The organism is Pusillimonas sp. MFBS29 (assembly GCF_020687695.1).
Taxonomy (GTDB): Bacteria; Pseudomonadota; Gammaproteobacteria; order Burkholderiales; family Burkholderiaceae_B; genus Pusillimonas_C.
Genome location: NZ_JAJEWL010000003.1, coordinates 111,325 through 136,192, shown reverse-complemented (window position 1 = coordinate 136,192; position 24,868 = coordinate 111,325). Strand labels below are relative to the sequence as shown.

20 protein-coding genes are annotated in these 24,868 nt (G+C 56.8%); 9 read left to right on the top strand and 11 right to left on the bottom strand.

The window, feature by feature from the left end; genetic code table 11:
- Positions 1-44: 44 nt before the first annotated feature.
- Together LKR43_RS05685 and LKR43_RS05680 are read left to right on the top strand one after the other, a co-directional pair.
- Positions 45-2,024 (top strand): S8 family serine peptidase, encoded by a 1,980-nt coding sequence (locus LKR43_RS05685; protein WP_227682994.1) that lies wholly within the window; start codon positions 45-47, stop codon positions 2,022-2,024.
- Positions 2,025-2,052: 28 nt separating this feature from the next.
- Positions 2,053-2,514, top strand: a complete 462-nt coding sequence (locus tag LKR43_RS05680) for a hypothetical protein (protein WP_227682993.1) — start codon at positions 2,053-2,055, stop codon at positions 2,512-2,514.
- 44 nt (positions 2,515-2,558) lie between these two features.
- Here the strand turns inward: LKR43_RS05680 and LKR43_RS05675 are convergent, their stop codons facing one another.
- The 3 genes from LKR43_RS05675 to LKR43_RS05665 all read right to left on the bottom strand — a co-directional run bounded on the left by LKR43_RS05675 (position 2,559) and on the right by LKR43_RS05665 (position 7,057).
- The gene (locus LKR43_RS05675) at positions 2,559-4,325 is read right to left on the bottom strand and encodes an SLC13 family permease (protein ID WP_227682991.1); all 1,767 of its coding nucleotides are present in this window, start codon (positions 4,323-4,325) and stop codon (positions 2,559-2,561) included.
- An 81-nt stretch (positions 4,326-4,406) separates the two neighbouring features.
- Positions 4,407-6,515, bottom strand: coding sequence for a TonB-dependent receptor (locus tag LKR43_RS05670; RefSeq protein ID WP_227682990.1), 2,109 nt, complete (start codon positions 6,513-6,515; stop codon positions 4,407-4,409).
- 110 nt (positions 6,516-6,625) lie between these two features.
- Positions 6,626-7,057, bottom strand: a complete 432-nt coding sequence (locus LKR43_RS05665; RefSeq protein WP_227682989.1) for a hypothetical protein — start codon at positions 7,055-7,057, stop codon at positions 6,626-6,628.
- 281 nt (positions 7,058-7,338) lie between these two features.
- On the opposite strand from LKR43_RS05665, the gene LKR43_RS05660 reads away from it, so the two are divergent.
- The 3 genes from LKR43_RS05660 to LKR43_RS05650 are packed head-to-tail and all read left to right on the top strand — an operon-like array spanning position 7,339 to position 9,996.
- Entirely contained in the window at positions 7,339-8,550 is a 1,212-nt protein-coding gene (locus LKR43_RS05660) for an ABC transporter substrate-binding protein (RefSeq protein WP_227682988.1), read from the top strand.
- A 7-nt stretch (positions 8,551-8,557) separates the two neighbouring features.
- Positions 8,558-9,466: a DMT family transporter gene (locus LKR43_RS05655; protein ID WP_227682987.1), complete on the top strand. Its 909-nt coding sequence runs from the start codon at positions 8,558-8,560 to the stop codon at positions 9,464-9,466.
- A 53-nt stretch (positions 9,467-9,519) separates the two neighbouring features.
- A complete protein-coding gene (locus LKR43_RS05650) occupies positions 9,520-9,996 on the top strand; it encodes a hypothetical protein (protein WP_227682986.1) in 477 nt (158 codons plus the stop codon).
- Between the two features lie 37 nt (positions 9,997-10,033).
- On the opposite strand, the gene LKR43_RS05645 is transcribed toward LKR43_RS05650, so the two are convergent.
- Positions 10,034-11,245 carry an MFS transporter gene (locus LKR43_RS05645; RefSeq protein WP_227682985.1) on the bottom strand — a complete coding sequence of 404 codons (1,212 nt, stop codon included), beginning with the start codon at positions 11,243-11,245 and terminating at the stop codon, positions 10,034-10,036.
- Positions 11,246-11,398: 153 nt separating this feature from the next.
- On the opposite strand from LKR43_RS05645, the gene LKR43_RS05640 reads away from it, so the two are divergent.
- Positions 11,399-12,610 (top strand): MFS transporter, encoded by a 1,212-nt coding sequence (locus LKR43_RS05640; protein ID WP_227682983.1) that lies wholly within the window; start codon positions 11,399-11,401, stop codon positions 12,608-12,610.
- On the opposite strand, the gene LKR43_RS05635 is transcribed toward LKR43_RS05640, so the two are convergent.
- Together LKR43_RS05635 and LKR43_RS05630 are read right to left on the bottom strand one after the other, a co-directional pair.
- The gene (locus LKR43_RS05635) at positions 12,607-13,158 is read right to left on the bottom strand and encodes a cob(I)yrinic acid a,c-diamide adenosyltransferase (protein WP_227682982.1); all 552 of its coding nucleotides are present in this window, start codon (positions 13,156-13,158) and stop codon (positions 12,607-12,609) included. The genes LKR43_RS05640 and LKR43_RS05635 overlap by 4 nt on opposite strands.
- Before the next feature lie 75 nt (positions 13,159-13,233).
- A complete protein-coding gene (locus LKR43_RS05630; RefSeq protein WP_227682981.1) occupies positions 13,234-14,010 on the bottom strand; it encodes an enoyl-CoA hydratase/isomerase family protein in 777 nt (258 codons plus the stop codon).
- Between the two features lie 194 nt (positions 14,011-14,204).
- Between LKR43_RS05630 and LKR43_RS05625 the strand changes: the two genes are divergently transcribed.
- Positions 14,205-15,173, top strand: a complete 969-nt coding sequence (locus tag LKR43_RS05625) for a hypothetical protein (RefSeq protein ID WP_227682980.1) — start codon at positions 14,205-14,207, stop codon at positions 15,171-15,173.
- Here the strand turns inward: LKR43_RS05625 and LKR43_RS05620 are convergent.
- Positions 15,146-15,934: a hydroxypyruvate isomerase family protein gene (locus LKR43_RS05620; RefSeq protein WP_227682979.1), complete on the bottom strand. Its 789-nt coding sequence runs from the start codon at positions 15,932-15,934 to the stop codon at positions 15,146-15,148. The two genes, LKR43_RS05625 and LKR43_RS05620, sit on opposite strands and share 28 nt — an antisense overlap.
- A complete protein-coding gene (locus tag LKR43_RS05615) occupies positions 15,931-18,696 on the bottom strand; it encodes a bifunctional diguanylate cyclase/phosphodiesterase (protein WP_227682978.1) in 2,766 nt (921 codons plus the stop codon). Before LKR43_RS05615 ends, LKR43_RS05620 begins: the two co-directional genes overlap by 4 nt.
- A 274-nt stretch (positions 18,697-18,970) precedes the next feature.
- Here LKR43_RS05615 and LKR43_RS05610 point away from each other — a divergent pair, with 274 nt between their 5' ends.
- Positions 18,971-20,446, top strand: coding sequence for a sensor domain-containing diguanylate cyclase (locus tag LKR43_RS05610; protein ID WP_227682977.1), 1,476 nt, complete (start codon positions 18,971-18,973; stop codon positions 20,444-20,446).
- A gap of 44 nt (positions 20,447-20,490) precedes the next feature.
- Here LKR43_RS05610 and LKR43_RS05605 read toward each other — a convergent pair whose 3' ends face one another.
- The 3 genes from LKR43_RS05605 to fdxA form a co-directional block, all read right to left on the bottom strand.
- On the bottom strand, positions 20,491-21,090 hold the full coding sequence (locus tag LKR43_RS05605; protein ID WP_227682976.1) for a hypothetical protein: 600 nt from the start codon (positions 21,088-21,090) through the stop codon (positions 20,491-20,493).
- Between the two features lie 123 nt (positions 21,091-21,213).
- The gene (locus LKR43_RS05600) at positions 21,214-21,411 is read right to left on the bottom strand and encodes a DUF2061 domain-containing protein (RefSeq protein WP_227682974.1); all 198 of its coding nucleotides are present in this window, start codon (positions 21,409-21,411) and stop codon (positions 21,214-21,216) included.
- A gap of 127 nt (positions 21,412-21,538) precedes the next feature.
- Entirely contained in the window at positions 21,539-21,877 is a 339-nt protein-coding gene (gene fdxA / locus LKR43_RS05595) for a ferredoxin FdxA (protein ID WP_227682973.1), read from the bottom strand.
- A gap of 171 nt (positions 21,878-22,048) precedes the next feature.
- On the opposite strand from fdxA, the gene acnA reads away from it, so the two are divergent.
- Entirely contained in the window at positions 22,049-24,856 is a 2,808-nt protein-coding gene (acnA, locus tag LKR43_RS05590) for an aconitate hydratase AcnA (RefSeq protein ID WP_227682972.1), read from the top strand.
- Positions 24,857-24,868 lie beyond the last annotated feature (12 nt).

Below are 24,868 nucleotides of genomic sequence, written 5' to 3'. Positions count from 1 at the left end.
AACTGAACGCGCAGTAGCGCAATGAACTGGATTCGGGGTGACTCATGAGAAGCAAGTTGCGGATTTGTCTGCTGCCTTTGGTCGTATCGACATTGGCTGCATGTGGTGGTTCGGGTTCTGATGACATCGCCACTTGTACTGAAGTTGGCGAATACGCCTGCCGAACGGGCGAAACCGAGCCTTTGTATACGTTTCAGTGGGCCTTGAATTACGCCTCCAGCTACTTTACGGATTTTCCCGAGACAGCGAGTGGCGGGCTTGATCTGAATATCGAGCCGCTGCATCGTCAAGGTATCAAAGGCCAGGGAGTTAATGTGCTGGTACTTGATTCGGGCACAGACCTGGCTAATGAAGATCTGGCTCCCAATGCCGATCCGTCCATGTCCTGGAATTACCTGACCCAAACCAGCAACCCTTTCCCTGTACATCTTGACCCCAGCAATGCACCTCATGGCACCGTTGTGGCCGGCATCATCGGTGCCGCCCAGAACGGTAAAGGTGTCATGGGAATTGCGCCGCTGGTCAACCTGGGGGCGGCAAACCTTCTGGAAGGACAGCAAGAAGAAAACGTCTATACGCAAGCTTATGGTGGCGCCTCATGGTCAAGCAAGGCCCACGTATTCAATGCGTCGTACGGCGGCGATGACGAAACCCTGCCCTATGAATCTGATGTGGGCGGCGGTGAGCAGATCGCCATCAGGGGACTCAAGAATCTGCGCGATGGCAAGGGAGCCGTCTTCCTGAAGGCCGCAGGTAATTCCTTTGATTCCAACAGCTGCGGCGGGTTGCCGTATTATTTTGATTGCACCAATCCGGCCAATGACCCGGAAGCTTTGGAGCCCAATATCGTCGTGGTTGCGGCCTTGAACGCCAAAGGCAGCGCCAGCAGCTACAGCAGCGCGGGACCGGTTGTCTGGGTTACCGGACTAGGCGGTGAATACGGTAGTTCAGGGAATTACGGTGAAAGTGTCGGCAGCGATGTTGACGGACCCACCATATTCAGTACCGACATACGCGGATGCATAGAAGGTTATAGCCGCACTAATGCAAGAACACCCTTCCTGCGAGGACAAACCGTTCGCGAAGGTGTGCCGGATAACCCCGAATGCGACTATACCTATATGAATGGCACATCGGCGGCGACGCCCACCATTTCGGGCGTCGCCGCTTTGATACTTAGCGCTAATCCTGACCTTACCTGGCGTGACGTACGCGATATTCTGCGACTCTCGGCACGCAAAGTGGATGCTGATTACATTCATAACATACCGCGGGGCGGCGATAAGCGCTTTGGCTCACTGATGAACCTTGCCACCAATCAGCTCATGGACCAGATGGGAAGCGCAGCCGATATCTATGATGGTGCGACGTCTTTTCCCGTGAATCTGGGATGGCAAACCAATGCGGCGGGATACGAACACTCCGACTGGTATGGTTTTGGTGTGCCCGATGCCGTGCGGGCCGTAGAGCTGGCACAGGAATATGCCAGAAATCCGGGTATGAGCCGCGCAGACGATGTGCAGATCCCGGACTTCACGCCAGTGTTGTATTGGTACCAGAGCGAGCCCGATCCGGATTTGGAAAATGCGCCCACTCGCCTGGGTTCGTTTTCATACCAAAGGGTTACAACGCTGGGTACGCTTAAGGCCGATGCACTGGTCGTGGATCAGTTTCAGGTACGCCTGTCGGGCGATAATGTGTGTCTGGGCTCAGTTGGTATAGCAGTCAAATCACCGACCGGCACCGTATCGGTCCTTAAGCACCCGAACGATCATTTCAAAGCCGACGGGCAGGATGAGTTCGAGGATTATGCGCTCGGCAGCTATAGCTTTTATGGCGAACCGGCTCTGGGTGAGTGGGAGATTTTCAGTATCGCCTCGAACCCGTCCGTGCCAGGCAAGGTTATCGAGGTTGTAGACGGCCAGCGGATCCTTCGTGAGTCAGAGCCCTGCGAGATCACAGACGAAGACGGGGATCCCGTTGAGTTTGGTCTATATGTTGAGGCGCGGGTCATCGCGCAATAGCGCTCTCGTTACACTAAAAGGTCTTGTCATGAATAAAAGTTTTCGCGGTTTTCTCGGGCTGCTTGGTGTGTCGATGGCGTTGGCCGCCCAGCCGGTGTTTGCACTGAGTCCAGGGCAGAAACTATCCGATGCTCAAATCGCACAGCTTGGCGAAATGCCGGTCTACAAGATCGGGCGGATCGAGCTAAGGCGTATTCCGTCACAGGGTGCCGATGATGGCGTTACGCTGTTGCTTGATCGGCAAGGTGGCGTCGGCCTGAGCAGGAATGAACTAACTGTTGCCGGCGTCACGGAGTCGGACCTGCAGGCGCGTATTGCGCAGGTGTTCCCGCAACCAAGCGCTGTACAGCATTTTGAATCCACAGGCATTACGGTTGTGCGCTATGCTGACTTCGCGCAGGCGGTTGATGGATTACGCGCATTGAAAAAGGCCCTGCCAGAAGCCACCGTACGCCTGAACGTCCAGTTCAACACGAAGGTGCCTTATTAAGCGACGGGGTCTTGCCGGCAACGCTTACCGGGTGGCGCAGGTCGCTAAAAAGGCCAGAAAACCGGAATGAAGATCACGCCCAGCACCCAGAAGATCAGGTTAAGCGGCAGGCCCACCTTTACGAAGTCACTGAATCGATAGCCGCCGGCGCCATATACCATGGTGTTGGTCTGATAACCCACGGGGGTGGTGAAACTGGTCGAGGCGGCAAAGGTTACCGCTATCAAAAAAGGCGTGGCGTCTACATCCAGCATTCTGGCCGTAGACATGCCGATAGGCGTGAGCAGCACTGCGGCGGCTGCATTGCTCATGAACTCCGTCAGCAGCAAGGCCATGAGGTACAGCACGGCCAGCACGACGCCGGGCCCGAAGGCGCTCACCAGGCCGATGGTGTTCTCGACAAGAAACTGGGCCGCCCCGCTCTGGCTCATGGCAATCCCCAGCGGCAGCAGGCCACCCATCAGGATGATGATGCGCCAGTCTATGGCATCGTAGACATCTTCGGCATCGAGGCAGCCGGCCAGCGTCATGGCAACGGCTCCTGCCAGCGAAGTTACCGCAATAGGCGCCCAACCCACGGCGGACACGCCTATCACCAATGCCATGGTGATCAAGGCAAACGGCGCACGCCAGCCACCGGCTTTATCCGGTTGCCTCTCGGAGATCACAATCACGTTGGTGTCTTTGCGCAGGCCGGCCATACCGGACTCGGGCAGCAGCATCAGCAAGATATCACCGACCTGCAGGCGTACGTTGCGCAGTTCGTCCCGCAGTACCTGGCCGCGGCGGTGTATGCCCAGGGAGGTGGTGTCGTGGTGCCAGCCCGGATCCAGCATGCCCAGGGAACTGCCGATAAGACGCGAACGCGGGGCGATCATGACCTCGGCCAGCACCTGGTCAACATCCTCAAAAGAGCGCTGCTTGAGTTTGAACTCGGCGTTCATTTCCAGGCCGGCATTTTTGCGCAGTTCATCCAGCTGTGACCAGTCGCCACGGGCGAGCAAAATATCGCCTTCTTCCAGTGTTTGAGAGCGGGGTGACCACACTTTTTGATCGCCGCGCAGCAGTTCCAGGACATACACCCCGAACTCTTCTCCCAGCTTGGCTTCGCCGACCGAGGTGCCGATCAGGGAAGATTCAGGCATGACCCGCAGTTCGGTGATGTATTTGCCCAGCTCGTAGTGTTCGACCAGTTCGGGGTTGCGTGCGGAGGGTAGCAGCCAGCGTCCGAGCGTGAGTAAATACAGGCAGCCGGCCACCAGGCAGATCACACCCAGGGACGTGAATTCAAACATGGTGAAGCCGGGATGGCCCAGATCGCGCGCCATGGCATTGACCAGCAAGTTGGTCGAAGTACCAACCAGGGTACACACACCTGCCATCTGCGATACATAGGACAAGGGAATGAGCGCCTTGGAGGCCGACATGCCTATGCTGGCCGTGGCGGCCATGACGATGGGCAGGAAGACGGCGACGACAGCGGTGTTGTTCACAAAAGGCGCGATGGCGGCCAGCACGGCAAACAGCATCAGAAGAAACTGCACGGGAGACTTCGCGCTGCTTAACAGGTTGCCGATTCCGGACAGCGCACCGCTGTTTTGCAGACCGGCTGCCAGCACGAACATGGCCGCAACGGTGATGGTGGCCGGATTGCTGAAGCCGCTCAGGGCTGCTCCGGTGTCTACCAGCCCCGTGAGTGCCAGACTCGTCAGTACCAGCAAGGCCACGGCATCAATGCGCAGCTTCTCGGTTGCAAACAATACGATTGCCACGAGGGCAATAACGAGAACTACGACGATTTCCAGGGTCATGCTTCGTGCTCCGGATTGCCAGAATGATCCCGGCGTACGTTATTAGCTTAGCAAAAGTTCACAACAAAGCGCACATACCGCTCAGAATCTGTACGTCGCACCAAGGCCTGCCGTCCAGTTACGTCCCGGTGCCGGCTCATAGTAGCGGCCGAAGCCGGCATTGACGATGACGGAGCCGGCATAGTGCTTGTCCAGCACGTTATCGACACGGGCGAAGGCGTTAACATCCCAATCGCTGAACTGCCACAGATACCCCGCATGCAGGGAGGCAGTGAAGTAGGCGGGCGCTGCTTCGTCGTTGCTGTCGTTCACATAGAACTTGCTTAGGTAGCGGCCCTCTATGCCTGCGCGCCAGCCCGTGGACGGCGCCCACGCCAGCGATGCAAAGAACGAGTGTTCGGAAATGCCCGGTATCCGGTTACCGGCGGGCACCAGATTGGCGGGATTCGGTTCCCCCGAATAAAAGCTGTCCCGGTAGCGTGCATCCAGCCAGGTGTAGGCGAACTCCGCGCGCCAGTGGCGGGCGATATTGGACGACCAGCCCAATTCGAATCCATTGCGGCGTGTGCGGCCGGCATTGCGATAGGTCGTGCGCCCGCCTACGCCACCTGCAGAGACGATTTCGTCTTCGGTGCGTGTCTGGAACAGGGCGGCGGTCAGCATGCCGCCACCCAGTTTCGCCTTGGCCCCTACTTCGATGCTGGTGTTGACGGACGGCCGAAGTCCGAAATTCAGGCCCGGAAGATCGTTGGGCCGGTAGGATATTTCATTGAAGGTTGGTGTTTCAAAACCACGGCCCACGGTGGCATAAACGCTGAACGTTTCGACAGGCTGATAGCGCAGCGCCGCCATTGGAAGCAGTTCCTCGTACCGCGCCGAGCCACTGCCGTCGCCGTTGCCATGGGTAATGTAGCGGTCATCGGAATTGAAGTGTACGGTGCTGTAGCGCAAGCCTGCATCCAGTGTCCAGCGCGGTGCGAATTGCCATGATGCCTGCAGGTAGGGGTCGATATTCCATAGCTCGTTAACTTCTTTGCGGCGCAGATCACCCTGAACACCTAATCGGCCGTCTGAAAAATTCTCATAGCCCAGCCTGTCTTCGGTCAGCGTATCGTAGGCGATGCCGCCAATCAGGGTAAGGGGGCGGCCTGCCACGGTAAGCCGGGAAGTCCAGCGCAGATCAGCGCCGGCATAGTCTCGTGTAAGGTCGATGACGCCGCCGGCGTGGCCGGGATTCATCTGTGTGGCGACGGGAATCGCCAGATATTGGGTGGTCTTGCGCTGGCCGTAGTAGGCCATCAGCCGCAATTCGTTTTCGGCATTGATGCGGCGCTGATAGGTCAGTCCGCCCTGGGTTTGTTTTACTGTCTTGCGCGTATCGAAACGCAAGGCGTTGGGTGCCGCGCTGCGGGGATCGTTATTGAACTCGTCGTAGGTCAGGCCTTGCGGGTCGTCCGCCTTGAGATCCACGCTGTTCATAACCAGCGTCAGTTGGCTGTTGTCGTCAAGTTGCAGGCCGAGCCTGGCGTTGGCCAGATTCTTGCGCGCTGCGCTGTGGTCGCGGTAGCCATCGGTCGTGTATCGGCTGGTGCTGAGCAGGTAATCCAGCCTGTCTTCCTGTGCAGAGCCGCTTGCCTTCAGTGCGTAGCGACGCTGGTTGTCACTGCCAGCGGTAAAGCTGGAAGTGATCTGCAAAGGGCCGCTTCCATCCTGGGTAAAGACCTGAATCACGCCACCCGAGGAGTTGCCGTACAAGGCCGAAAACGGCCCACGCAGCACCTCGACCCTATCGATGGATGCAATATCAATATTGGAGGTTTGGCCCTGGCCGTCCGGCATCGTGGCCGGAATGCCGTCTACATAGAGCCGAATTCCACGCATGCCGAATGTTGAGCGTGAGCCGAAGCCGCGTATGGAAACTTGCAGGTCTTGCGCGTAGTTCTGCCGGTTCTGAATCACCAGCCCGGGTACAACGCTCAGACTTTCCGAAAGATTGACCTGCATCTGCTGGTCACGCATGAGCTCGCCATCGATCAGGCTTACCGAAGCCGGCACCTCAAAAACGGGACGCTCGACAGTGCCGGTGACGACTATCGGCGCGAGGGTTTGCGCCGAAACCGGCTGCAAGCAGGCCAGTGTCAGAAGGATCAGGCCTGATCCGGCATGCTTGCTTGTGGAGGTGATATTCATCAACGGAGGGCTCTCTGGTAAGCAGCCCAACCATGATAGCACCGCCCTGCAACAGGGGAATTGCGCCCGCCGCTAAAGTTCCAACTTATGATGCCGTTGCTGAGTCCAGGTTATTGGTGCCGACGATGTTCCCGATGTGACCTGGCGTCCCTGGACCCACGGCGTTGCTCGTGTGCGCGAATATGCCCTCGCTGTGCGGCGCGGTGCTTGCGTGTTTCATGAAAGCGACGTCGTTCTGCCTGATGAGCTCGTGACTGTGCCCGGTGACGCCGCAGCTCGGCATGATGGCGTCGCTGGATCTGGCGATGTCTGGCCTGCGCGCGCCAGTCAGGGCGTTTGGGATAGTAGCTGCCTCGATGGTAATTGCGGTCATGACCGCCGTAATAGTGGCTGCTATGGCCGCCTGAGGTCCGGTAGTAGGGTGAATCGTATGCGCAGGCTGAAACAGTAAAAGCCAGGCACAACACGATGGCGCCGCGCAGCCATCGGGACCTGGCGTGGCGGGCAGCCGGTGGCTGCTTGTTGATTGATGTAAAGGACATATGCGTTTCCCATTCTGTTTCACAGACGGTTTAGTCAAAGCCATCCTAATACCGAATGCTTGTGTACTGGTGCGGTTGAAACCGTGCGAAACAGATGGGCGGAAAAACGGGCCGGATGGTAACCCGGTGAAATGAATTGGCTGGCAGAAGGTGCGGGTATGACGCTACTTGGCTTAATGGGATAGCATTGTGTTTTTTGGCACAGATCAGATCGGATATTGTCATGGAAGCTTCAACCCTGACACCCGCGGGCTTTCATTATCGCAATCAGTAACATGTTAATGACCCATACCACTGACAAGAGACGCAGCTTCATCAAGGCGGGCGTCGCCGGAGCTGCCTCACTGGTTGTCCCCGGGCTGCTGCGCGCTCAGCCGGCGCCCGTCAAGGTAGGCATATTGCAGCCGGTTACCGGCGCCTTCTCCATGGATGGTGGCTTTGGTCGAACCGGCGCCGAGATGGGGATTGCCAGGATCAATGCGATGGGCGGCATCAAGGCTTTGGACGGCGCCCGGCTCGAAATGGTCTTCGCCGATGCTCGATCCAGCCCTCAGGTAGCGGCTCAGCAAGTCGAGTGGCTGAATGCTCAAGGCGTCATAGCGATTATTGGCGGATTTTCCAGCTCGTTGTGCATGGCGGCCAGTGAGCAGGCTGCGCGTTATAACCTGCCGTATATTGTGGATGTCGGTGTGGTTGACCTGGTCGTCCAGCGTGGCCTGAAGAATACCTTCCGGTTCAGTCCAGGCTTCTCGATTTGCACCCAGGCAGCCATCAGAGGCCTGCTTACCATCAATGATGCCGCAGGCCAACCCTCCCGGACAGTCGTGTTTGTGCATGAAGACGGCTTGTTTGGATCGGGTCTGGCCGAGATCATAAAGGCGGAACTGCCCAGGCATGGTTTTGATACCCTGGACTTCATTGCGCACCCGACACCGGCGCGCAGTATGTCCGATGTGGTGGAGCGTATCAAATGGCTCAAACCTGATCTGATCATCCCGTCTTCCTATTACGACGAGACCGTACTGCTGATGCGGACTTTGCAGCAGCAGGTTCGCTCAAAAGGGGTTTTCTCGATACTCAATGGCGCAGCCTCGAACCTGCGTTTCGTGAAAGAATTTCCCCTGGCGGCCGAGAACATCATGGACTGCAATCATTGGCATGATCCGCACAATCCCGAGGGGAAGGCGCTGCGCAGGCAGGTCGAGGCGGCCGGCAAGCCCTGGAACTTCAATATTGCCATCAACTATTCGGACGTCCTGCTGCTTGCTGATGCGCTGGAGCGCGCTGCTTCGGTTGAACACGATGCGATTATTAACGCGCTGGCATCTTCGACTTTTGAAGGGCACATAATGCCATATGGTCCGACCAGGTTTGTTGACGGCCAGAACATGGGTGCTGTGCCGGTGCTGACTCAGGTTCAGCGGGGTGATATCAAGGTGATTTTCCCCAACGAGTTCTCCGACGCCAGACCCAACTATCCACTCTCCCTCTGATGTATCGATGTCGAATGTGAACAACTACAAAGCATACGCGTTACTGGCGCTGACAACACTTTTCTGGGCAGGCAATGTGGTTGCAGGCAAACTGGCGGTCGGCCATGCTTCGCCTATGGTTCTGGTTACCATACGCTGGGCAAGCGTGATGGTTGCGCTGTATGTTTTCCAACGAAAACAGATCGTGGACGACTGGCCAGCTATACGACCACGACTGGGTTATCTTTTATTTCTGGGTGCTCTGGGATTCACCGGCTTCAGTGTTGCGCTTTATTACGCGCTGGTCTTCACCACCGCGATAAATAGCAGCATTTTGCAAGGAGGCATGCCGCTGTTTGTGTTCTGCACCAGCTTCATCTTGTTTTCCAGCCGCATTGTGCCAGAGCAGGCCATAGGATTCCTGATCTCTTTCATAGGGGTGATAGTCATAGCCATACGGGGCAACTTTGATAATCTGCTGGCCCTGAACATCAATTTTGGCGATGCATTGATGGTTGTTGCCATCGTTTCCTATGGTTTCTACACAGCTGCGCTGCGCAGCAAACCTCATGTGCACTGGACAACGTCGATGTTTGTTCTCTGTCTGGGCGCCACCCTGGCTTCTTTGCCCATGCTGGCCTTTGAAATGATGCAAGGAGCAACGCAAGTCCCGGCCATGCAGGGGTGGTGGGTCATTCTCTATATAGTGATTTTTCCGTCGCTTCTGGGCCAGGTGTTCTACATTCGTGCGGTCGAACTGATCGGGGCGAATCGTGCCGGCCTGTTCATCAATCTGCTGCCCGTGTGGGGTGCATTGCTGGCGGTGGTCGTTATCGGTGAGGAGTTCCATGGTTATCATGGCGTGGCACTGGTGCTGATCCTGGCCGGAATTGGCCTGGCGGAGTATGGCGGGCGCAAGTTAAGCCAGCAGGCATAGGTGTCTGGTCAGCGACAATTTTGCTTTTAACGTTAACCACCAAAGGTAATGCCATGAATGCAGCCGGGTCCAGCCTGAACGTCGCCTATACCTCCAGCGATTGGCGCGGGGTGGCGCTGTCGAATTTCTCCTTGTCTCCGTTTCTGATGGACGGTCGGTTGATGGCATCGGTTGAAGGCTTCATCCAGGGCCTGAAGTTTCCGGAAGATGATGCGCGCCGCATGCAGGCGTTTCAATCAAATGCCTGGGACGCCAAGAAAATTGGTGCGCAGGCAGATAAAAGCGGGGCCTGGTGGGCTGGCCAACAGCTTGCATTTGGCGGAGCGGAACATCATCGACTTGTCGCCCGCGCAGTGCGGGCGCGTATCGAGCAGTCCGTCGGCCTGTGTCACGTGCTGATGGGCACAGCAGGGTTGACGCTGATCCATGAAACCGGACACGAGCCTGAGCCGGCCATTACCTCTTTGCCGGCAACGGTATTTTGCAGGGTTCTGACTGACTTGCGTGAAGAGTTACTGGCGCGATCGTGACCAGGCGGGCAGACTGGTCCAGGCACCGGTACCAGAGCTATTTTGCCGCTTGTCTGTCGCGCGGCAGCGCGACCAGCACCAGCAAGGTACAAAGGCCCACCAGGCCAAATGCATAATCATAGCGACCACTGAATGCCACAAAGGCAGCGAAGGCAGCCGGCACCAGCATGTTGATCAGATTGATAAGAATGCTGGATCCGGCCGCTGTTTCAGGGATTTGATCGGGTGGTGACCGCCGTGCGATTTCGGCTATTTGAACGCCGTTCCAGCTTGCTGCCGAACTGCCCGCCACAAATGCCAGCGTGACTATGGCCCATAATGGCCATGCAGGCGTGCTGAGCCCCAGCAGTACCGTGGTGACCGCAGAAAGTATTGCCGCAACAGACAGTGACAAGGTGGCTGAATGAACGTAGTCAGAAAACCAGCCCAGCGCAACTCGGCCGATCACGCCGCCGACTTGCATTACGGCAAATACGGCTCCCGCCAATCCCAACGAGAACTCCAGTTTATCGATCAGATAGATCACGGTAAAAGTGAACCAGCAGCTTTGTGTAATCGCAAACAGGCTGCCAACGATAGACATTCTGAACAGGCCTGGATTGTGTCCCAGCGATTGCAAAGGGGCGCGAAAGGCGCGTAGCGAATGCAGTCCGGGCAAGGTGAAATGCCAGGGCTTGACGCCGCGTGTCTCGTCCAGCCTGAGACTCAGGCGCCAGGTCAGCAGCGTGGGCAGCACAATCAGGATGGCACAGGCAAAAAGGGCGGTACGCCATCCTGTCAGCAGAACCAGTGCCGGAATGGCCAGTCCCGCAATGACTCCACCCAGCGGAACGCCGGCTTGCTTGATGGAAAATATCAGATTGCGTTTCTCGGGCGGTGAGAATCGTTGCAGCACTTCGCTGCCGGCTGGATGCGCGGCGCCATTGCTTAAACCCATGATGAAGCAGGCAAGAAGGGCGAGGCCGATGCTTGGTTGCAAAAACAGCGCCATACTTGCAACACCCAGCAGCAGGGTCAGCTGAACGGTGCGTACACCGCCCACTTGTTTGAGCATGGTCGCGCCACCAGCCAGTATTGCGAGTCCGCCCAGGGAATAACTGGCCGTCAGGTAGCCGATCGAGCTGCCGCTCCATCCGAATTCATTGGAGGCCGCAGGAGCAATAATAGGGATGAGCCGTCCGACAAAGGAAGTGGTGGTTTGCAGAACGAAAATTGCCGTTACGGGAATCAGCCAGCCTGGTGCCGCCATGATGATCAAAGACTCGGAGTGTTGTTGGCTTAAGCCCTATGGGGTGGACTGGATATCGCCTGTCAAGCTGTCTAATATATAGGGAGTGATGCCGGATGCCAAGGCCGGCGCGACAACGGGAGCCTGAAAGGCCATGTACTGCATGACCGATCCATGCCTATGAACGCTGAAACATTGTCATTACCTGTGCAACCCTCAGACCATCCCCGGCCTGTGCTGTTGCTGCTCAATATTGGCCATGCACTTGATCACCTGTTTTTATTGATCTTTGCCACGGCAGTGGGCGCTATTTCGGCTGAATTTGGATTTGCACGCTGGGAAGACCTGATGCCTTACAGCGTGGGCGCTTTCTTTTTGTTCGGAATCGGCTCGGTTCCTGCCGGCCGCCTCGGAGACTTTTGGGGGCGTCGACAGATGATGCTGGTGTTCTTCTTTGGGTTGGGGGCTGCTGCGCTGCTGACATCGGCGGCGCAGGGGCCCTGGCAACTGGCTGCCGGTCTGGCCCTGATAGGGGTGTTTGCATCCATATACCATCCGGTCGGCATCCCCATGCTGGTTCAACGCACGAGTCGCCCGGGAGCGGCCATAGGCGTGAACGGCTTGGCCGGTAACCTGGGCGTGGCCGGAGCGGCACTGCTCACGGGGTTTCTGGTGCAGTATTGGGGCTGGCGCGCAGCCTTTTTTGTGCCTGGTCTGGTTTCGATCATCTGCGGGCTGGCATTTTTATTTTTGTGTGAACCCCAGGGTGCGGCTCCCGGACGAAGTCGCAAGCCTCCCACCGTGGTCCTGCCTGCGCGGCAATTGGCCAGGGCACTTGTTGTCATGACGGTTGCGGCGATTACCGGCAGCCTGCTTTTTAACTTCACCACCAACGGCAATACACAGTTTCTGACTGAGCGGTTCGACGGTCTGATCAATAATCCGGCCTTGATTGGCCTGTTGCTTGCGCTGGTCTATGCACTGGCCTCATTAACACAGGTAGTTGTCGGGCATCTTATTGACAAGGTGTCGCTCAAGCGGCTGTATTTGTGCATGGTGCTGGCACAGATACCCTGGCTGATATTGGCGGCAGCCGCCAGCGGCTGGTGGGTATTTGTTGCCTTGCTCGGTGTTATGGTGTGCATTTTCGGTGCCATCCCGTTTACCGATGCGATGATAGTCCGGTACGTTGATGACAGCATGCGTTCGCGTGTAGCGGGCATGCGCCTGGCAGTTTCCTTTGGCGTCAGCTCGCTGGCGGTATGGTTGCTCGGCCCTATTGTGAAGTCTTCGAGCTTTTCCAGCTTGTTTCTGATCATGGCGGCAATCTCGGTCTGTACGGCTGCCATCATTATGTTATTGCCTTCAGAGCCCGCTGCTGCTTAGACAACAGGTTCACGGCTCCACAATATGTCGCTCTGGCCAGCTGCGCGATTCAGTGCCCGGGACAGTACGAAGCACAGATCCGACAGACGGTTCAGGTACTGCATGACGGGTGCATTAATGGTTTCGTCGGCATGCAGCGCAACTACAGAGCGTTCCGTGCGACGGCAGACGGTACGCGCAAGATGGGCCAGTGCAGCAGACCGGCTCCCCCCGGGAAGAATGAATTCCTGCAGCTTTCCAAGGTCGGCATTGTAGTGATCCAGGCTGGTGTCCAGGAAAGTGACATGAGCCTCGGTGATGGCTGCATGCCCCGGAATGCAAAGCTCGGCACCCAGGTCGAACAGATCGTTCTGTACCCGGGCAAGCAGCTTATCGATCCCGGTCGGCAGGGCTTCAGTGCGCAGCAGGCCGATGACGCTGTTCAGCTCGTCGACATTGCCCATGGCTTCTATACGGGGTGCGTTTTTCGGGACCCGGCTGCCATCGCCAAGCCCGGTGGTGCCCGCGTCGCCGGTACGGGTTGCAATGACGGAAAGGCGGGTTGCCATGGTGATGCTCCTGTGAAATGTAAGTGATCAAATGGGCATGAGTGTACTGTGGCGCGCTGCCGGTGCCGGTGCCGGCTATCTGTTTTTGGAAAGAATATGGTCAGCGACGTTCCAGTGATCTTCATGCGTCCAGGTCTCGATCAGGTGCTGTTGTTCCGCCTCGCGTCGTTCTGCGTAGCTGTAGCCCTGGCGTGCCGCGACCGTCTGGCGCTTCAGGCAGCGCATGATTGTGCCCGAGCGTTGCTGCAGTGGTGCGAGGAAGTCCTGCATGTCCTGGCCGTCAATACCGTCATTCAGAACGGCATCCGCCAGCCCCCACTGCAGGGCAAGATCTGCAGGAATCATTTCGCCGCGGGTCATCATGCGCAAGGCGCGGGCGGAGCCGATCAGATTGCATAAGTCGGTGCCGCCGCCCCATGCGGGTGTAATCGCAAGTCTGGCATGGATATAGCCTATGCGAGCGGTGGATGTCATGACCCGCATATCGCAGGCCAGAGACAATTCAGCGCCTCCGCCTATGGCGTCGCCGTTCAGGCAGGCAATGACCGGCACTTCACAGTTGCGTATGGTGTCCAGGGCGGCCCTGGCTTCGTCACTCATTAGTTTGGTGGCTTCAGGGCTGCGTACCGATGACAGGTCAACCAGATCGCCACCCGCGGCAAAGTAGCGATTGCCTGCACCTTGTATGACTACAAACAGGGTCTGGGGATATTGCGCCTGAGCGGTGACGGCCTGCGCCAGATCTGCCAGGACGCAGCGGGATAAGGCGTTGTGCTTGTCAGCGCGATTGATGGTCAGATCGATGCGTCCATTGCCGTGATTCTTGATTAGTATATTTTCGCTGGTAGTCATGATGGCCATGATGGAGAGTTGGTTTGCCGTCTGGTGCGCGTACGACGGATTATTCTCAAAAATTGATCATAAGCGCTGACAACATGATTTTGACCAAAAGCGGGGAATGTCGTGCGAAAAGCGGTTTGTAATTTGTTACCAACCCCGTATTTCATGTAATTGCAACCATCTGGCATTACTGGCAACATAAATGCATGGATACCAAAAATCGTGAGTCGGTCGCCGCCTCTGATGCTGGTTCAGTATTCAAGGGGCCTGATGCCGATCCGGAAATGCTGCAGTTCGGCTCGCCGAAGATACGCCACAAGGTGTGGCTTGCCCATTTTACGAACTGGACGCGCGCCAGGGCGCAGCGCAGTCTGGGCTTGCCTGTAGGCAACATGCTTCTGATGCGCTGGCTGCAAGGCAAGCCCGGTGCGCAGTACATCGAGCGGGCGGGTCTGCCGCGACATAACCTGGAAGCGTTCCTGGGTGAACGTCCCCTCACACTGCATATCGATCCGCGTACCCTGATACGCAATGTCGACTTCATGCCGCAAAAGCGGCAAAAACGGCCTTCGTCCCTTGCCTTCATATGGGATGGCTCATGGGATTTGCGGCGCGATGACCTGCGGGTGGGTACGCGCTACCGTTTCATCACAGACATCGATAAAAATCGTCATCAGCTTGAACGTGCCGAGCATTTTCAGACACTGATGGCCTGTATAGAGCGTGGCCAGCCATGGTCTTCTCCAAGGCAGGGCATACTGCTCGATGCGCCGGAAAAAATCAAGGCGTACCTCGACGTGTATGTTGGCTACCTGGATGATATGGCGTCGCGCGGATATGTCGCATCCCGCACACGCGACGATGTTGGTGTGGCCATTTCCCGTGAAGGTCGCATTCTCAAGATCAATCGTGGTTTGCATCGACTGGCGATGGCGCAGTACGTGGGCTTGGGCCAGCTTCCCGTACGAGTGCGCGCCGTGCACCGTATATGGTGGGATGAGGTCACCCAAGGCGCGTCCGGACTGGCCGCCCTGGAGCGCATGTGTGTAGCTTTGCGTGAGTGCGTTGCCGAGCAACTACCCGGGCCGCTGGATGTCGAGGCCGATGTTGCATTGCCCCACGATTTCTGGCCGCCGGCGCGTATGGCCTATAGCCGATGCTCAAGCAGGGCCTGATACGATTTGCGCCATGCCAGGCCGGTGCTGGTGTCGGCTTCCGGATGGTATTCACAACCGACCCATCCCTGGTAGCCGGCAGACTGCAAGCTGCGCAGGGCCGCGCAGACAGCAGGATCGGTCAGGTCAGGCTCGCGCCGCTGTACCACAGATGCGAATTGCACGTGATGTATCAGTGGCAAGGCGTTGCACAGTTCCTGGTTTAGATCCAGGTGCTCGCGTTGGCAATGATAGAAATCGAGTTGCAGGCGAATGGTGGGTGATCCGACCTCAGCGATGATGTCTGCTACCTGTGCGGGCAAATAATAGAAATACCCGGGCATGTCGTCGCGATTAAGTGCTTCAAGAGTCAGAGTAATGCCCGCGCTGCTTGCCAGGGCTGCAGCCTTGCGCAGATTGCTGATAAGCGTGCTGCGACAAACGGATGGATGCGCGTCGGCGGGAGGCATGCCGGCCATTACATGGATGTTGCGGCAAGCTGTAACCTGGCAGACATCCAGTGCCTGTTTCAACCCGACAAGAAATTGCGTTTCCGCGCCCGGAAGGCAGGCCAGGCCTTTTTCACCGTTAGCTCCTGGCGGGGTATTAATCAATGCCAGCTTAAGCTGGTGGGCCTGCAGATGTCGGGCAAGCTCCTTGGCTGGCATATCGTAAGGAAAGAGGATCTCGACACCCGTGAAGCCGTCTTGTGCTGCGCTGCGGATGCGTTCGGGCAGCGTCAGGCCAGGGTAAAGCAGGGTGAGATTGGCAGCCAGTTTCATGTGCTTGTGCTGGTGATTTGCCCGGGTAACAGGCAGTTGCTTATGCCGAGCTGGCGCTCGAGTTCGCTTAAGGGCAGCGGCCTGGAGAAAAGGTAACCCTGGAACTGGTCGCAGCCGTTTTCGAGCAGGAACTGATACTGCTCTATGGTTTCAACACCCTCTGCAACGACTTGAAGCTGCAAGTGATGGGCGAGATCAATCATGGTCTTGATGATGACGGCGGCGTCATTGCTTGCTGTGGTCATGCCTTGCGCAAAGGATTTGTCTATCTTGACCTTATCTATGGGTAATGCCTTCAGATAGCCCAGGCTGGAGTAGCCGGTGCCGAAATCGTCTATGGATGAATGTACGCCCAGTTCTTTCAGGGTCTGGAGTCTGCCGGCTGTATGGGTCTGGTCATTCAGCATGGTGCCTTCGGTGATTTCCAGCTGAAGTCGTCGGGCGGGCAGGTTGTGGCGCGACAAGGTGGAGGTGATCAAGGCAATGAAGTCATGCCGGTCGAATACCTGGGGCGAGATATTCACGGCGACGTGGCAGTCGGTCAGTTTGCGCTGGTGCAGGTCGCTGATGGTCTGACAGGCGCGGTCAATTACCCATGCTGTCAGTTGCGTGATTTGTCCGGTGCTTTCTGCGATTGGAATGAATTTGTCGGGCGGGATATTTCCCATGGTGGCATGGCGCCAGCGCACCAGTGCTTCGATACCGACAATTTTCCCGGTGTGGCCGGCAACCAGGGGCTGATAATGCAGATCGAGGTCATTGTTATCGAGCGCCTGCTGAAGTTCGTTGCGCAGGGTCAGGCGTTCAGCAACTTCCACACCCAGTTCTGCAGTGTATTCGTGCCAGAAGCTGGGCGCCACCCGCTTGGCAAAGCCCAACGCAAGATCGGCCTCCCCCAGAAGATCCATGGGGGTGTCGGTAAATACATGGCGACTGGTAATGCCTGCACTTGCTGTCAGGCGCAGTTCCATGTTCTCGAATTCGCAGGGCGATGCACAAGCGGCAAGGATGCGATTGGTCAGATTCAGCGCCTCTCCGCGCGATGCATTGCGCATTAACACGACAAATTCATTGCTTTCGATCTGGGCGACGAAGTGCGCCTGGCCTGCTTCATTCGCTATGCGTCGCGCAGCCTGCTGCGCAACCTGGTCGCCTACGGTGTGACCTAACGTGTCGTTGATGAGCTTGATTCCATCAAGCTCGAAGCTAATGAGTCTTATCGGATAATTGTCTGGTGCGCTGCAGGTTTCGGAGAGTTCGATTTCCAGGTGCGTCCTGTTGGGCAGGCCGGTAAGGAGTTTGTGTAGCGCGTTGTACCGCAACTGTTCCGAGCGATTGAGTAGCTGCAGCGCCTGCTTGCGCAGAATGATCATGCCGTCTGTAAAGGCCAGGCAAATGAGCAGGATGAGGTCAGGCAGCAGGGTTTGGGTCGTGGCCCAGCGCTGCACGTACCACGATGACATGTCCCAGGAAATGTTGCCGGGCAGCAATACGGGCGAGTCGCTGATACGGAACAGTTGTCCTTCGTTGCTGACAACGTCATACAGTGTATGGCCATTGGTAGTGATGAGGAACTGAATATTCCCAGGGCTGGGACCCACTACTTTGGCGACCAGCATCTCCAGGTTCTGAACAGCCAGGATGGTCCAGCCTTTCATGGCTGTGCTGGTGATCGGACCGGCAATGAGCGAGCGTGGGCTGACTGCCGTGACGCCTTCCATAGCCCTGATATTGGCTTGTCCGTACAGATGCAGGTTGTCCAGCCAGGCGGCCACCTCGGGATCACGCAGATAATCGCTCAGCCAGTCGGGAACCTGATTTTGTGTTGCCGGTGCCCATCGAACTTGCTTGTTTGGGTCAATCACGAATACATGCTCAAGCATTTCGTAATCATCCAGATAGCTGAAAAGCTCTTCGTTGATCACGGTTTCCGACGGTATTGTGTCTAGTATGCTCCAGCGGTGTGCCATGCGGTCTATCAGGGCGATCTGATCGCTGACCTCGCGATGCAGGTTCTCCTGGATGCGGTTGGCGACATTGTGTGAATACTGATAGTTGGTGATGTTGTTCTGGCCCGAAAGGGCATACCACGAGAACACCGCTACAAAGGCGCCCACAACGCTGATCATCGACAGATTGCGATACGCAAAAATGCGCGGCGCCACGGGATGCATGCTGGCGGCGAAGGTTGCGCAGCCGGACAATATGCCAAGCAGGGCGCCCAGGTTGCCCGTATTATTGGTGTGCTCGTAGGTGGTTGTTGTGGCGCCTGTCAGTCGAAAGAAAAGATAATGAAGGCAGAACAGAATGATCAGTACGGATACGGCACGCGCCACGCGCCTGCCCAGGCTTCCCAGAGAGCTGCAGAAAATGGCTGCCGCCAGCATCGCAGGGATCAAAAAATCCTTGGTTTTTATACGGGCGCTTTCCTCGTACCAGGAAGGCAACCAGCCGCTACCTGGTGGTGCAAGGAACTCTTGCGCCATCGTCAGGGATGCGATCAGGGCAATGACGGCCAGCCCGCGGGAGATGCGTGGCCGGCTGCGGGCAGTCAGCAATGCACCGCCGCATAAAAGGCTGAGCATTGCGTTATGTGGAGTAATCAGCCCGAACGAGAGTGTCTGGGTGGCCAGCCAGTAGTTTCCAAGTGGTGTCAGTACGCCTACCCAAATCAACGTAAACGATATGAGAATGACGGGAAAGCGATGTAGATGCTGTTCGCTGTCTGCTGTTACAAGAGGGGATTCAGGAGCATCCAGCATGTCTTGGTTCGTGAAATGCAATCAAATATTCGCAGTGTATGGTCGCAAGTGGCCCATGCCACTTGAGCGGTAACCTTGCATGGGTAATGGTTATTGATTAATGTTATGAGCGATTTTGTATTACATTATGTCTTTAAGTAAAAACAATATTCAAGACAGTTATTTGCGTTGATGCTTTTCTACTATTAGGTATTTGTGCTGCAGTATACCGATAGAAGCGACTATAGCGCGGGCGCAATCGGAATTGTCCTGAACCACCGGTTGCCAACCTATCATGTCTGCTGATCATTTCGGTGATTCTCAGGAATCAAACGATGTTGCTGGTTTATTCGATGTGGCGCCTACCGCGCTATGGCTGGAAGACTATAGCCGTCTTCATGAGCTTTTCGAGCGCTGGCGTGCCCAGGGTGTAACCGATCTGCGTGAGTTCGTCATGCAGGATCCCGCACACCTTACAAGCTGTTCCAACAGCATACGTCTGGTGCGCGTCAATCAAAGCACCCTGAAGCTGTATGCTGCCGCGACGTTCGACGAGCTGGCCGGACGTCTGGGTGACGTGCTGCGCGACGACACATACGACGCCTTTCTCGACGAGCTCGAGCAGCTGTGGAACGGCCAGACAACATTCCAAAGTAAAACAGTCAATTATTCCCTCGAGGGCAGGCGGCTCGATATCCTGCTCAAGGGTGTGATTCTGCCCGGTCACGAATCAGACTGGAAGCGTGTTCTGATCTCGATAGACGACATCACCGACCTCGAGAGCGCCCGTCGCCGCCTGATGACCAGTGAACAGTATGCCCGGGGTGTGTTCACCCAGGCACCGGTGTCGTTGTGGGTCGAAGACTTCAGCAGCATCAAGCGGCTGCTCGACGACATACGCAAGCAAGGCATCTTTGACTTTCGAACTTTCGTTGATGTCCATCCGGAATTCGTCGATCGTTGCATGGCCGAAATCCGTGTGCTGGATGTGAATCGCTACACCCTGTTCTTATATGGTGCAGGCGATAAAAATGAATTGCTCAAGCGCCTGCCCGAGATCTTTCGCGACGACATGCGCCAGTCTTTCCAGCAGCAACTGATAGATCTGTGGGAAGGCCGCTTATTCCAGCAGGGCGAAGTCGTGAACTATTCGCTGGATGGCAAGAAGCTGCACGTGCTCCTGCAGTTCTCGATGTTTCCTGGCCATGAGCATGACTGGAGCATGGTGTTGCTTGCCTTCACTGATATCACCGCACGCAAGAAGGCAGAGTCCTACCTCGAGTATCTGGGCAAGCACGATGTCCTGACCGGCCTGAAGAATCGCTCATTCTATGTCGACGAGATCAGTCGCATGGAGCGCAAGGGGCTGTTCCCGGCCACGGTCATTATCCTTGACCTGAACAACCTGAAAACCGTTAACGATGAGTTCGGCCATATTGTCGGCGACTCTTTGCTGCGGCGTGCCGGCGAGGTGCTGTCCAAGGTTCTGGGTAAAAACTGCCAGGCGGCGCGTATCGGAGGCGACGAGTTCGTTGTCTTGATGTCGGGGGCCGATACCAAGGCAGGCGAAGAAATGCAGGCAAACATTCATAAGCTCATAGAGCTGAACAACCAGTTCTACACCGGGCCGGCGCTGAGTATGTCAATGGGCATGACGACATGCAGCAAGGGCGAGCACCTGGAAGATACCCTGCGTCAGGCGGATCTTGCCATGTACGAGAACAAGCGCAACTTTTATCTGAACACCAGCGCCGATCGCAGGCGCGCCTGACGATGCTGGCCGTCGCGGACGGCCAGAAAAACCTGCCCCTGGTTTCAGGCGTAGGTTATCAATCCGGGGTGATCGGCATTTTCAAAAATCTGCCTGACGCGCTCTTGCCAGTCTTGAGCGAAGCGTGCCCGCTCGGCAAGGCTTGTCTGACCCTTCAGTATGCCTTGCAAGGCGGGTATAAGGGTCGCCGTGGGCGGTACGGCACTGGCATGAAAATCAACCGTGACGCTTGCCCGGGTGTCGAGCCGCTGAAACCGAATTTCGCCGGCTATGGGTGCATTGAAGGCCATGAGCTGACGACGGTCGTACTTGCCTGCCAGCCCTTTGAAGCCCGTATCGACCGTGGCACCAGTGATAAAACCGACAACATTGGCAATCACACCCGTGACGCCATCAATTGCATCGTCGCGAAATTCGACCCTGATGCCGCCGCGCTGCGGCAGGTCGTCGCCATATAGCTTGCGCAGGGCGTTGCGGGTCATGAGATAGGCGCCGGCCACGGTGGGGCATGAATGCCCCGCCAGTTTTACGGCGTCGCTGTATGAGTACTCGAGAATGCCTTCGTCTGCCGCGCCGAGCAGCGCAGCCAGCGGGTCTTGCATGGTGATTTTGGGCGCAAGGTCAAAAAAGGCGGGATAGGTCATCAGGGAAACTCCATGCACAACAAAAAGACCGGCCGTACCAGACGGCATCAATAAGGGATGTTAAGCAAGTAATATAGCTTCGATGCTTTGGAAAAATTGCATAACCCTGCCTGGTAGTATGGGTTATTGCGCTTGCAATTTCGTGTGACGAAGCTTGCCCCACATCCTGTCATGCAGAGGCAAAAGCAAGACGTTGCAGATGGGTTCGAGGATCGCGGCCAGTCCGCCGGTCGCCAGCGAACCGGTGAATGCGTAAGTTATGCCAAAGGCAACCGACATATGTAAACCGACCTGACTGGTTTTCTGGGCAAGCAACAACATGATGTTTTCCTGAAGGTGATATATCTAAATGATAATCAGTCTCATTTGAAAAGAAAAGTTGTTTATTCTGATCAATGAGATAGCCTGAGCCTATGGCTCAGGGCATCAATGTCAGTGCGCTCCGTATTCAGGCCGGCTCTGTTTCCAGCAAGGCAAGCTTGTCCTTGACGGCGGCCCAGTGCGCGTGGTCGGGCATAGGGGGCTGGACCTTGCTGATGCGTTTCCACGACGGGTGTTGCGAAAGCCGGCGATTGATGTCTATGAAGTGCCGCTGGTCATCGGAAATTTCATGATCGCTTACGATGGCACCCAAGGGGCACTCGGCGACGCAGATCGAGCAATCTATGCATTCATCGGGATTGATGACCAGGAAGTTGGGGCCTTCCATAAAGCAGTCCATGGGACAGACCGTGACGCAGTCGGTGTATTTACACTGTATGCAGGCCTCGGTTACGACGTAGGTCATGGTAGTTCCAGTTAAGGGTAATCCCTTAGTTTAACCGATGCCTGCGAGGGATTTATGACGCATATATGACTCATGGGGTGGTCCGGGCTGATATTTATATACAGGCCCGATCATGCTAAGGTGGGTAGATTCGCCCCGATCCGGGGCTAGCTGCTACAGGAGATCAGTATCATGGCCAGTATCGATTCCTTTAATGCCAAAAGCTCACTGCAGGTAGGGGGGAAATCCTACGATATCTATCGACTCGACGCGCTGGCAAAGGCCGGGCTCGATGTGGCCAGCCTGCCGTACAGCCTGAAGATACTGCTGGAAAATCTGCTGCGCACTGAAAATGGCAGCGACATCACCGCTGACGACATCAAGGCGCTGGCAAACTGGAACCCCGATGCCCAGCCCGATCGCGAGATCGCGTTTACACCGGCGCGGGTTGTGCTGCAGGATTTCACTGGCGTGCCGGCCGTGGTCGATCTGGCTGCCATGCGTGAAGCCATGCAGACGCTTGGCGGCGATGCCGGCAAAATCAACCCGCTGGCGCCGGTAGAGCTGGTTATTGATCACTCTGTCATTGTCGATGCCTTCGGTACAAACGATGCCTTTGAGCGCAATGTAGACATTGAGTACGGGCGCAACCTCGAGCGTTACCAGTTCCTGCGCTGGGGCCAGAATGCCTTCGACGACTTTAAGGTCGTTCCTCCCGGAACCGGCATTGTTCACCAGGTCAATCTCGAGCATTTGTCGCGCGTGGTGTTCGTGAACGAAAAAGATGGCGTTGCAACGGCCTACCCCGACACCTGTGTGGGTACAGACTCGCATACCCCCATGGTCAACGGTCTGGGCGTAGTGGCCTGGGGTGTAGGTGGTATTGAAGCCGAAGCCGCCATGCTGGGCCAGCCGATATCCATGCTGATTCCACGCGTCGTGGGTTTCAAACTGACCGGGTTCCTGCCCGAAGGCTCCACAGCCACTGACCTGGTGCTGACCATCACCGAGATGCTGCGCAAGCATGGCGCGGTCGGCAAGTTTGTCGAGTTTTATGGTCCGGGCGTCTCGGCTGTGCCGTTGGCCAACCGTGCCACCATCGGCAACATGAGCCCTGAGTACGGCTCCACTATTTCCATATTTCCGATAGACGAGGTCACGCTAAGTTATCTGGAACTCACCGGACGTTCGCCCGAGCAGATCGCGCTGGTCGAGGCTTATGCCAAGGCACAAGGCTTGTGGCACGATACGCAGTCCGAACCGCGTTTTTCCGAGCGCCTCGAGCTCGATCTGTCGACGGTCGTACCGTCTATTGCCGGACCAAAACGGCCTCAGGATCGCATCGAACTCACCGATGCGCAGCAGTCCTTCCGGGGAGCTCTGTCCACTATGCTGGAAGCAACCCTGCAGGGCTACGACAAGGAAGTCGAGCAAACCTTTCCCGCATCCGATCCTCCGTCTCATGACGACACCAAAAAGGAATCGGCTGCGCCCACCGATCATACGGAAGACGCGCCGGCTGCTTCATCGTCTGTTCCGCGCAAGGCTGTTTCCATCACCCTTGCTGATGGCGGCCAATGCCAGATTGACCATGGCGCCGTTGTCATTGCTGCCATTACCTCGTGCACCAATACCTCCAACCCTACGGTCATGATGGCCGCCGGCCTGCTTGCAAAGAAAGCAGTCGAGCTGGGTATTAAGCGTAAGCCCTGGGTCAAGACCAGTCTGGCTCCGGGATCCCGGGTGGTCACTGATTACTACGATCGCGCCGGACTCACGCCCTATCTCGAGGCCCTTGGGTTCAACCTGGTGGGTTATGGCTGTACCACCTGCATAGGCAATTCGGGGCCGCTGATTCCCGAAGTCAGCCAGGCGGTTACCAGCCAGGATCTGACAGCCGTGTCCGTGCTGTCGGGCAATCGCAACTTCGAAGGCCGCATCCATCCCGAAGTCAAGATGAACTACCTGATGTCTCCGCCTTTGGTCGTGGCCTACGCCCTGGCAGGCACCATGGATATTGATCTGTTCAATGATCCGTTGGGAACGGGCAAAGACGGCAAAGACGTCTATCTGAAAGACATCTGGCCATCGGCCAGCGAGGTCGCAGCCGTGGTTGAATCATCCATTGCGTCCGAAATGTATCGCAGCGGTTATGCCGACGTTTTTGCGGGTGACCAGCGCTGGCGCGATTTGCCCACACCCGAAGGAGCCATTTTTGACTGGAAGGGCGAGTCAACCTACGTGCGCCAGCCGCCCTATTTCGAGGGTATGCCGCGCAATCCTGAGCCGGTCTCCGACATCACCGGTGCCAGGGTGCTGGCCAAGCTGGGCGATTCGGTCACCACCGACCATATCAGTCCGGCGGGATCCATCGCGAAAGACTCCCCGGCTGCCACCTACCTGACGTCACACGGCGTTGCGCCTGCCGATTTCAATTCCTACGGCTCGCGCCGCGGCAACCATGAAGTCATGATACGCGGCACGTTTGCCAATGTCCGCTTGCGCAACCAACTGGCACCGGGCACGGAAGGTGGCTACACGCGCGACTTTACCCAGCCCGATGCACCCGTCTCGACCATCTTCGATGCCTCAACGGCATATATCGCTGCGGGCATACCGCTGGTGATCCTGGCCGGTAAGGAATACGGATCGGGATCGTCGCGTGACTGGGCTGCCAAGGGCACTGTCTTGCTTGGCGTCAGGGCCGTCATCGCCGAATCTTACGAGCGCATCCACCGATCCAACCTGCTGGGCATGGGCGTTTTGCCTTTGCAGTACCCCGACGGCCAGACGACCGAATCGTTGGGCCTGACCGGTACCGAAGTGTTTGATATCACCGGGGTTACCGAACTGAACTCGGGCGCCATACCCAAGGCCGTGAAGGTCAAGGCAGGCGATGTCGAGTTTGAAGCCCTGGTCCGTATCGATACGCCCAGCGAAGCCGCTTATTATCGTCACGGCGGCATCATGCAGTACGTGCTGCGCAGCCTGCTGGCCTAGGGATAGCAAACA

Excerpts from the sequence above, each read along its gene's own strand:
- LKR43_RS05685 (WP_227682994.1), top strand. The coding sequence starts at position 45 with ATGAGAAGCAAGTTGCGGATTTGTCTGCTGCCTTTGGTCGTATCGACA.
- LKR43_RS05680 (WP_227682993.1), top strand. The coding sequence starts at position 2,053 with ATGAATAAAAGTTTTCGCGGTTTTCTCGGGCTGCTTGGTGTGTCGATG.
- LKR43_RS05675 (WP_227682991.1), bottom strand. The coding sequence starts at position 4,325 with ATGACCCTGGAAATCGTCGTAGTTCTCGTTATTGCCCTCGTGGCAATC.
- LKR43_RS05670 (WP_227682990.1), bottom strand. The coding sequence starts at position 6,515 with ATGAATATCACCTCCACAAGCAAGCATGCCGGATCAGGCCTGATCCTT.
- LKR43_RS05665 (WP_227682989.1), bottom strand. The coding sequence starts at position 7,057 with ATGTCCTTTACATCAATCAACAAGCAGCCACCGGCTGCCCGCCACGCC.
- LKR43_RS05660 (WP_227682988.1), top strand. The coding sequence starts at position 7,339 with ATGACCCATACCACTGACAAGAGACGCAGCTTCATCAAGGCGGGCGTC.
- LKR43_RS05655 (WP_227682987.1), top strand. The coding sequence starts at position 8,558 with ATGTCGAATGTGAACAACTACAAAGCATACGCGTTACTGGCGCTGACA.
- LKR43_RS05650 (WP_227682986.1), top strand. The coding sequence starts at position 9,520 with ATGAATGCAGCCGGGTCCAGCCTGAACGTCGCCTATACCTCCAGCGAT.
- LKR43_RS05645 (WP_227682985.1), bottom strand. The coding sequence starts at position 11,245 with ATGGCGGCACCAGGCTGGCTGATTCCCGTAACGGCAATTTTCGTTCTG.
- LKR43_RS05640 (WP_227682983.1), top strand. The coding sequence starts at position 11,399 with ATGCCTATGAACGCTGAAACATTGTCATTACCTGTGCAACCCTCAGAC.
- LKR43_RS05635 (WP_227682982.1), bottom strand. The coding sequence starts at position 13,158 with ATGGCAACCCGCCTTTCCGTCATTGCAACCCGTACCGGCGACGCGGGC.
- LKR43_RS05630 (WP_227682981.1), bottom strand. The coding sequence starts at position 14,010 with ATGACTACCAGCGAAAATATACTAATCAAGAATCACGGCAATGGACGC.
- LKR43_RS05625 (WP_227682980.1), top strand. The coding sequence starts at position 14,205 with ATGGATACCAAAAATCGTGAGTCGGTCGCCGCCTCTGATGCTGGTTCA.
- LKR43_RS05620 (WP_227682979.1), bottom strand. The coding sequence starts at position 15,934 with ATGAAACTGGCTGCCAATCTCACCCTGCTTTACCCTGGCCTGACGCTG.
- LKR43_RS05615 (WP_227682978.1), bottom strand. The coding sequence starts at position 18,696 with ATGCTGGATGCTCCTGAATCCCCTCTTGTAACAGCAGACAGCGAACAG.
- LKR43_RS05610 (WP_227682977.1), top strand. The coding sequence starts at position 18,971 with ATGTCTGCTGATCATTTCGGTGATTCTCAGGAATCAAACGATGTTGCT.
- LKR43_RS05605 (WP_227682976.1), bottom strand. The coding sequence starts at position 21,090 with ATGACCTATCCCGCCTTTTTTGACCTTGCGCCCAAAATCACCATGCAA.
- LKR43_RS05600 (WP_227682974.1), bottom strand. The coding sequence starts at position 21,411 with ATGTTGTTGCTTGCCCAGAAAACCAGTCAGGTCGGTTTACATATGTCG.
- fdxA (WP_227682973.1), bottom strand. The coding sequence starts at position 21,877 with ATGACCTACGTCGTAACCGAGGCCTGCATACAGTGTAAATACACCGAC.
- acnA (WP_227682972.1), top strand. The coding sequence starts at position 22,049 with ATGGCCAGTATCGATTCCTTTAATGCCAAAAGCTCACTGCAGGTAGGG.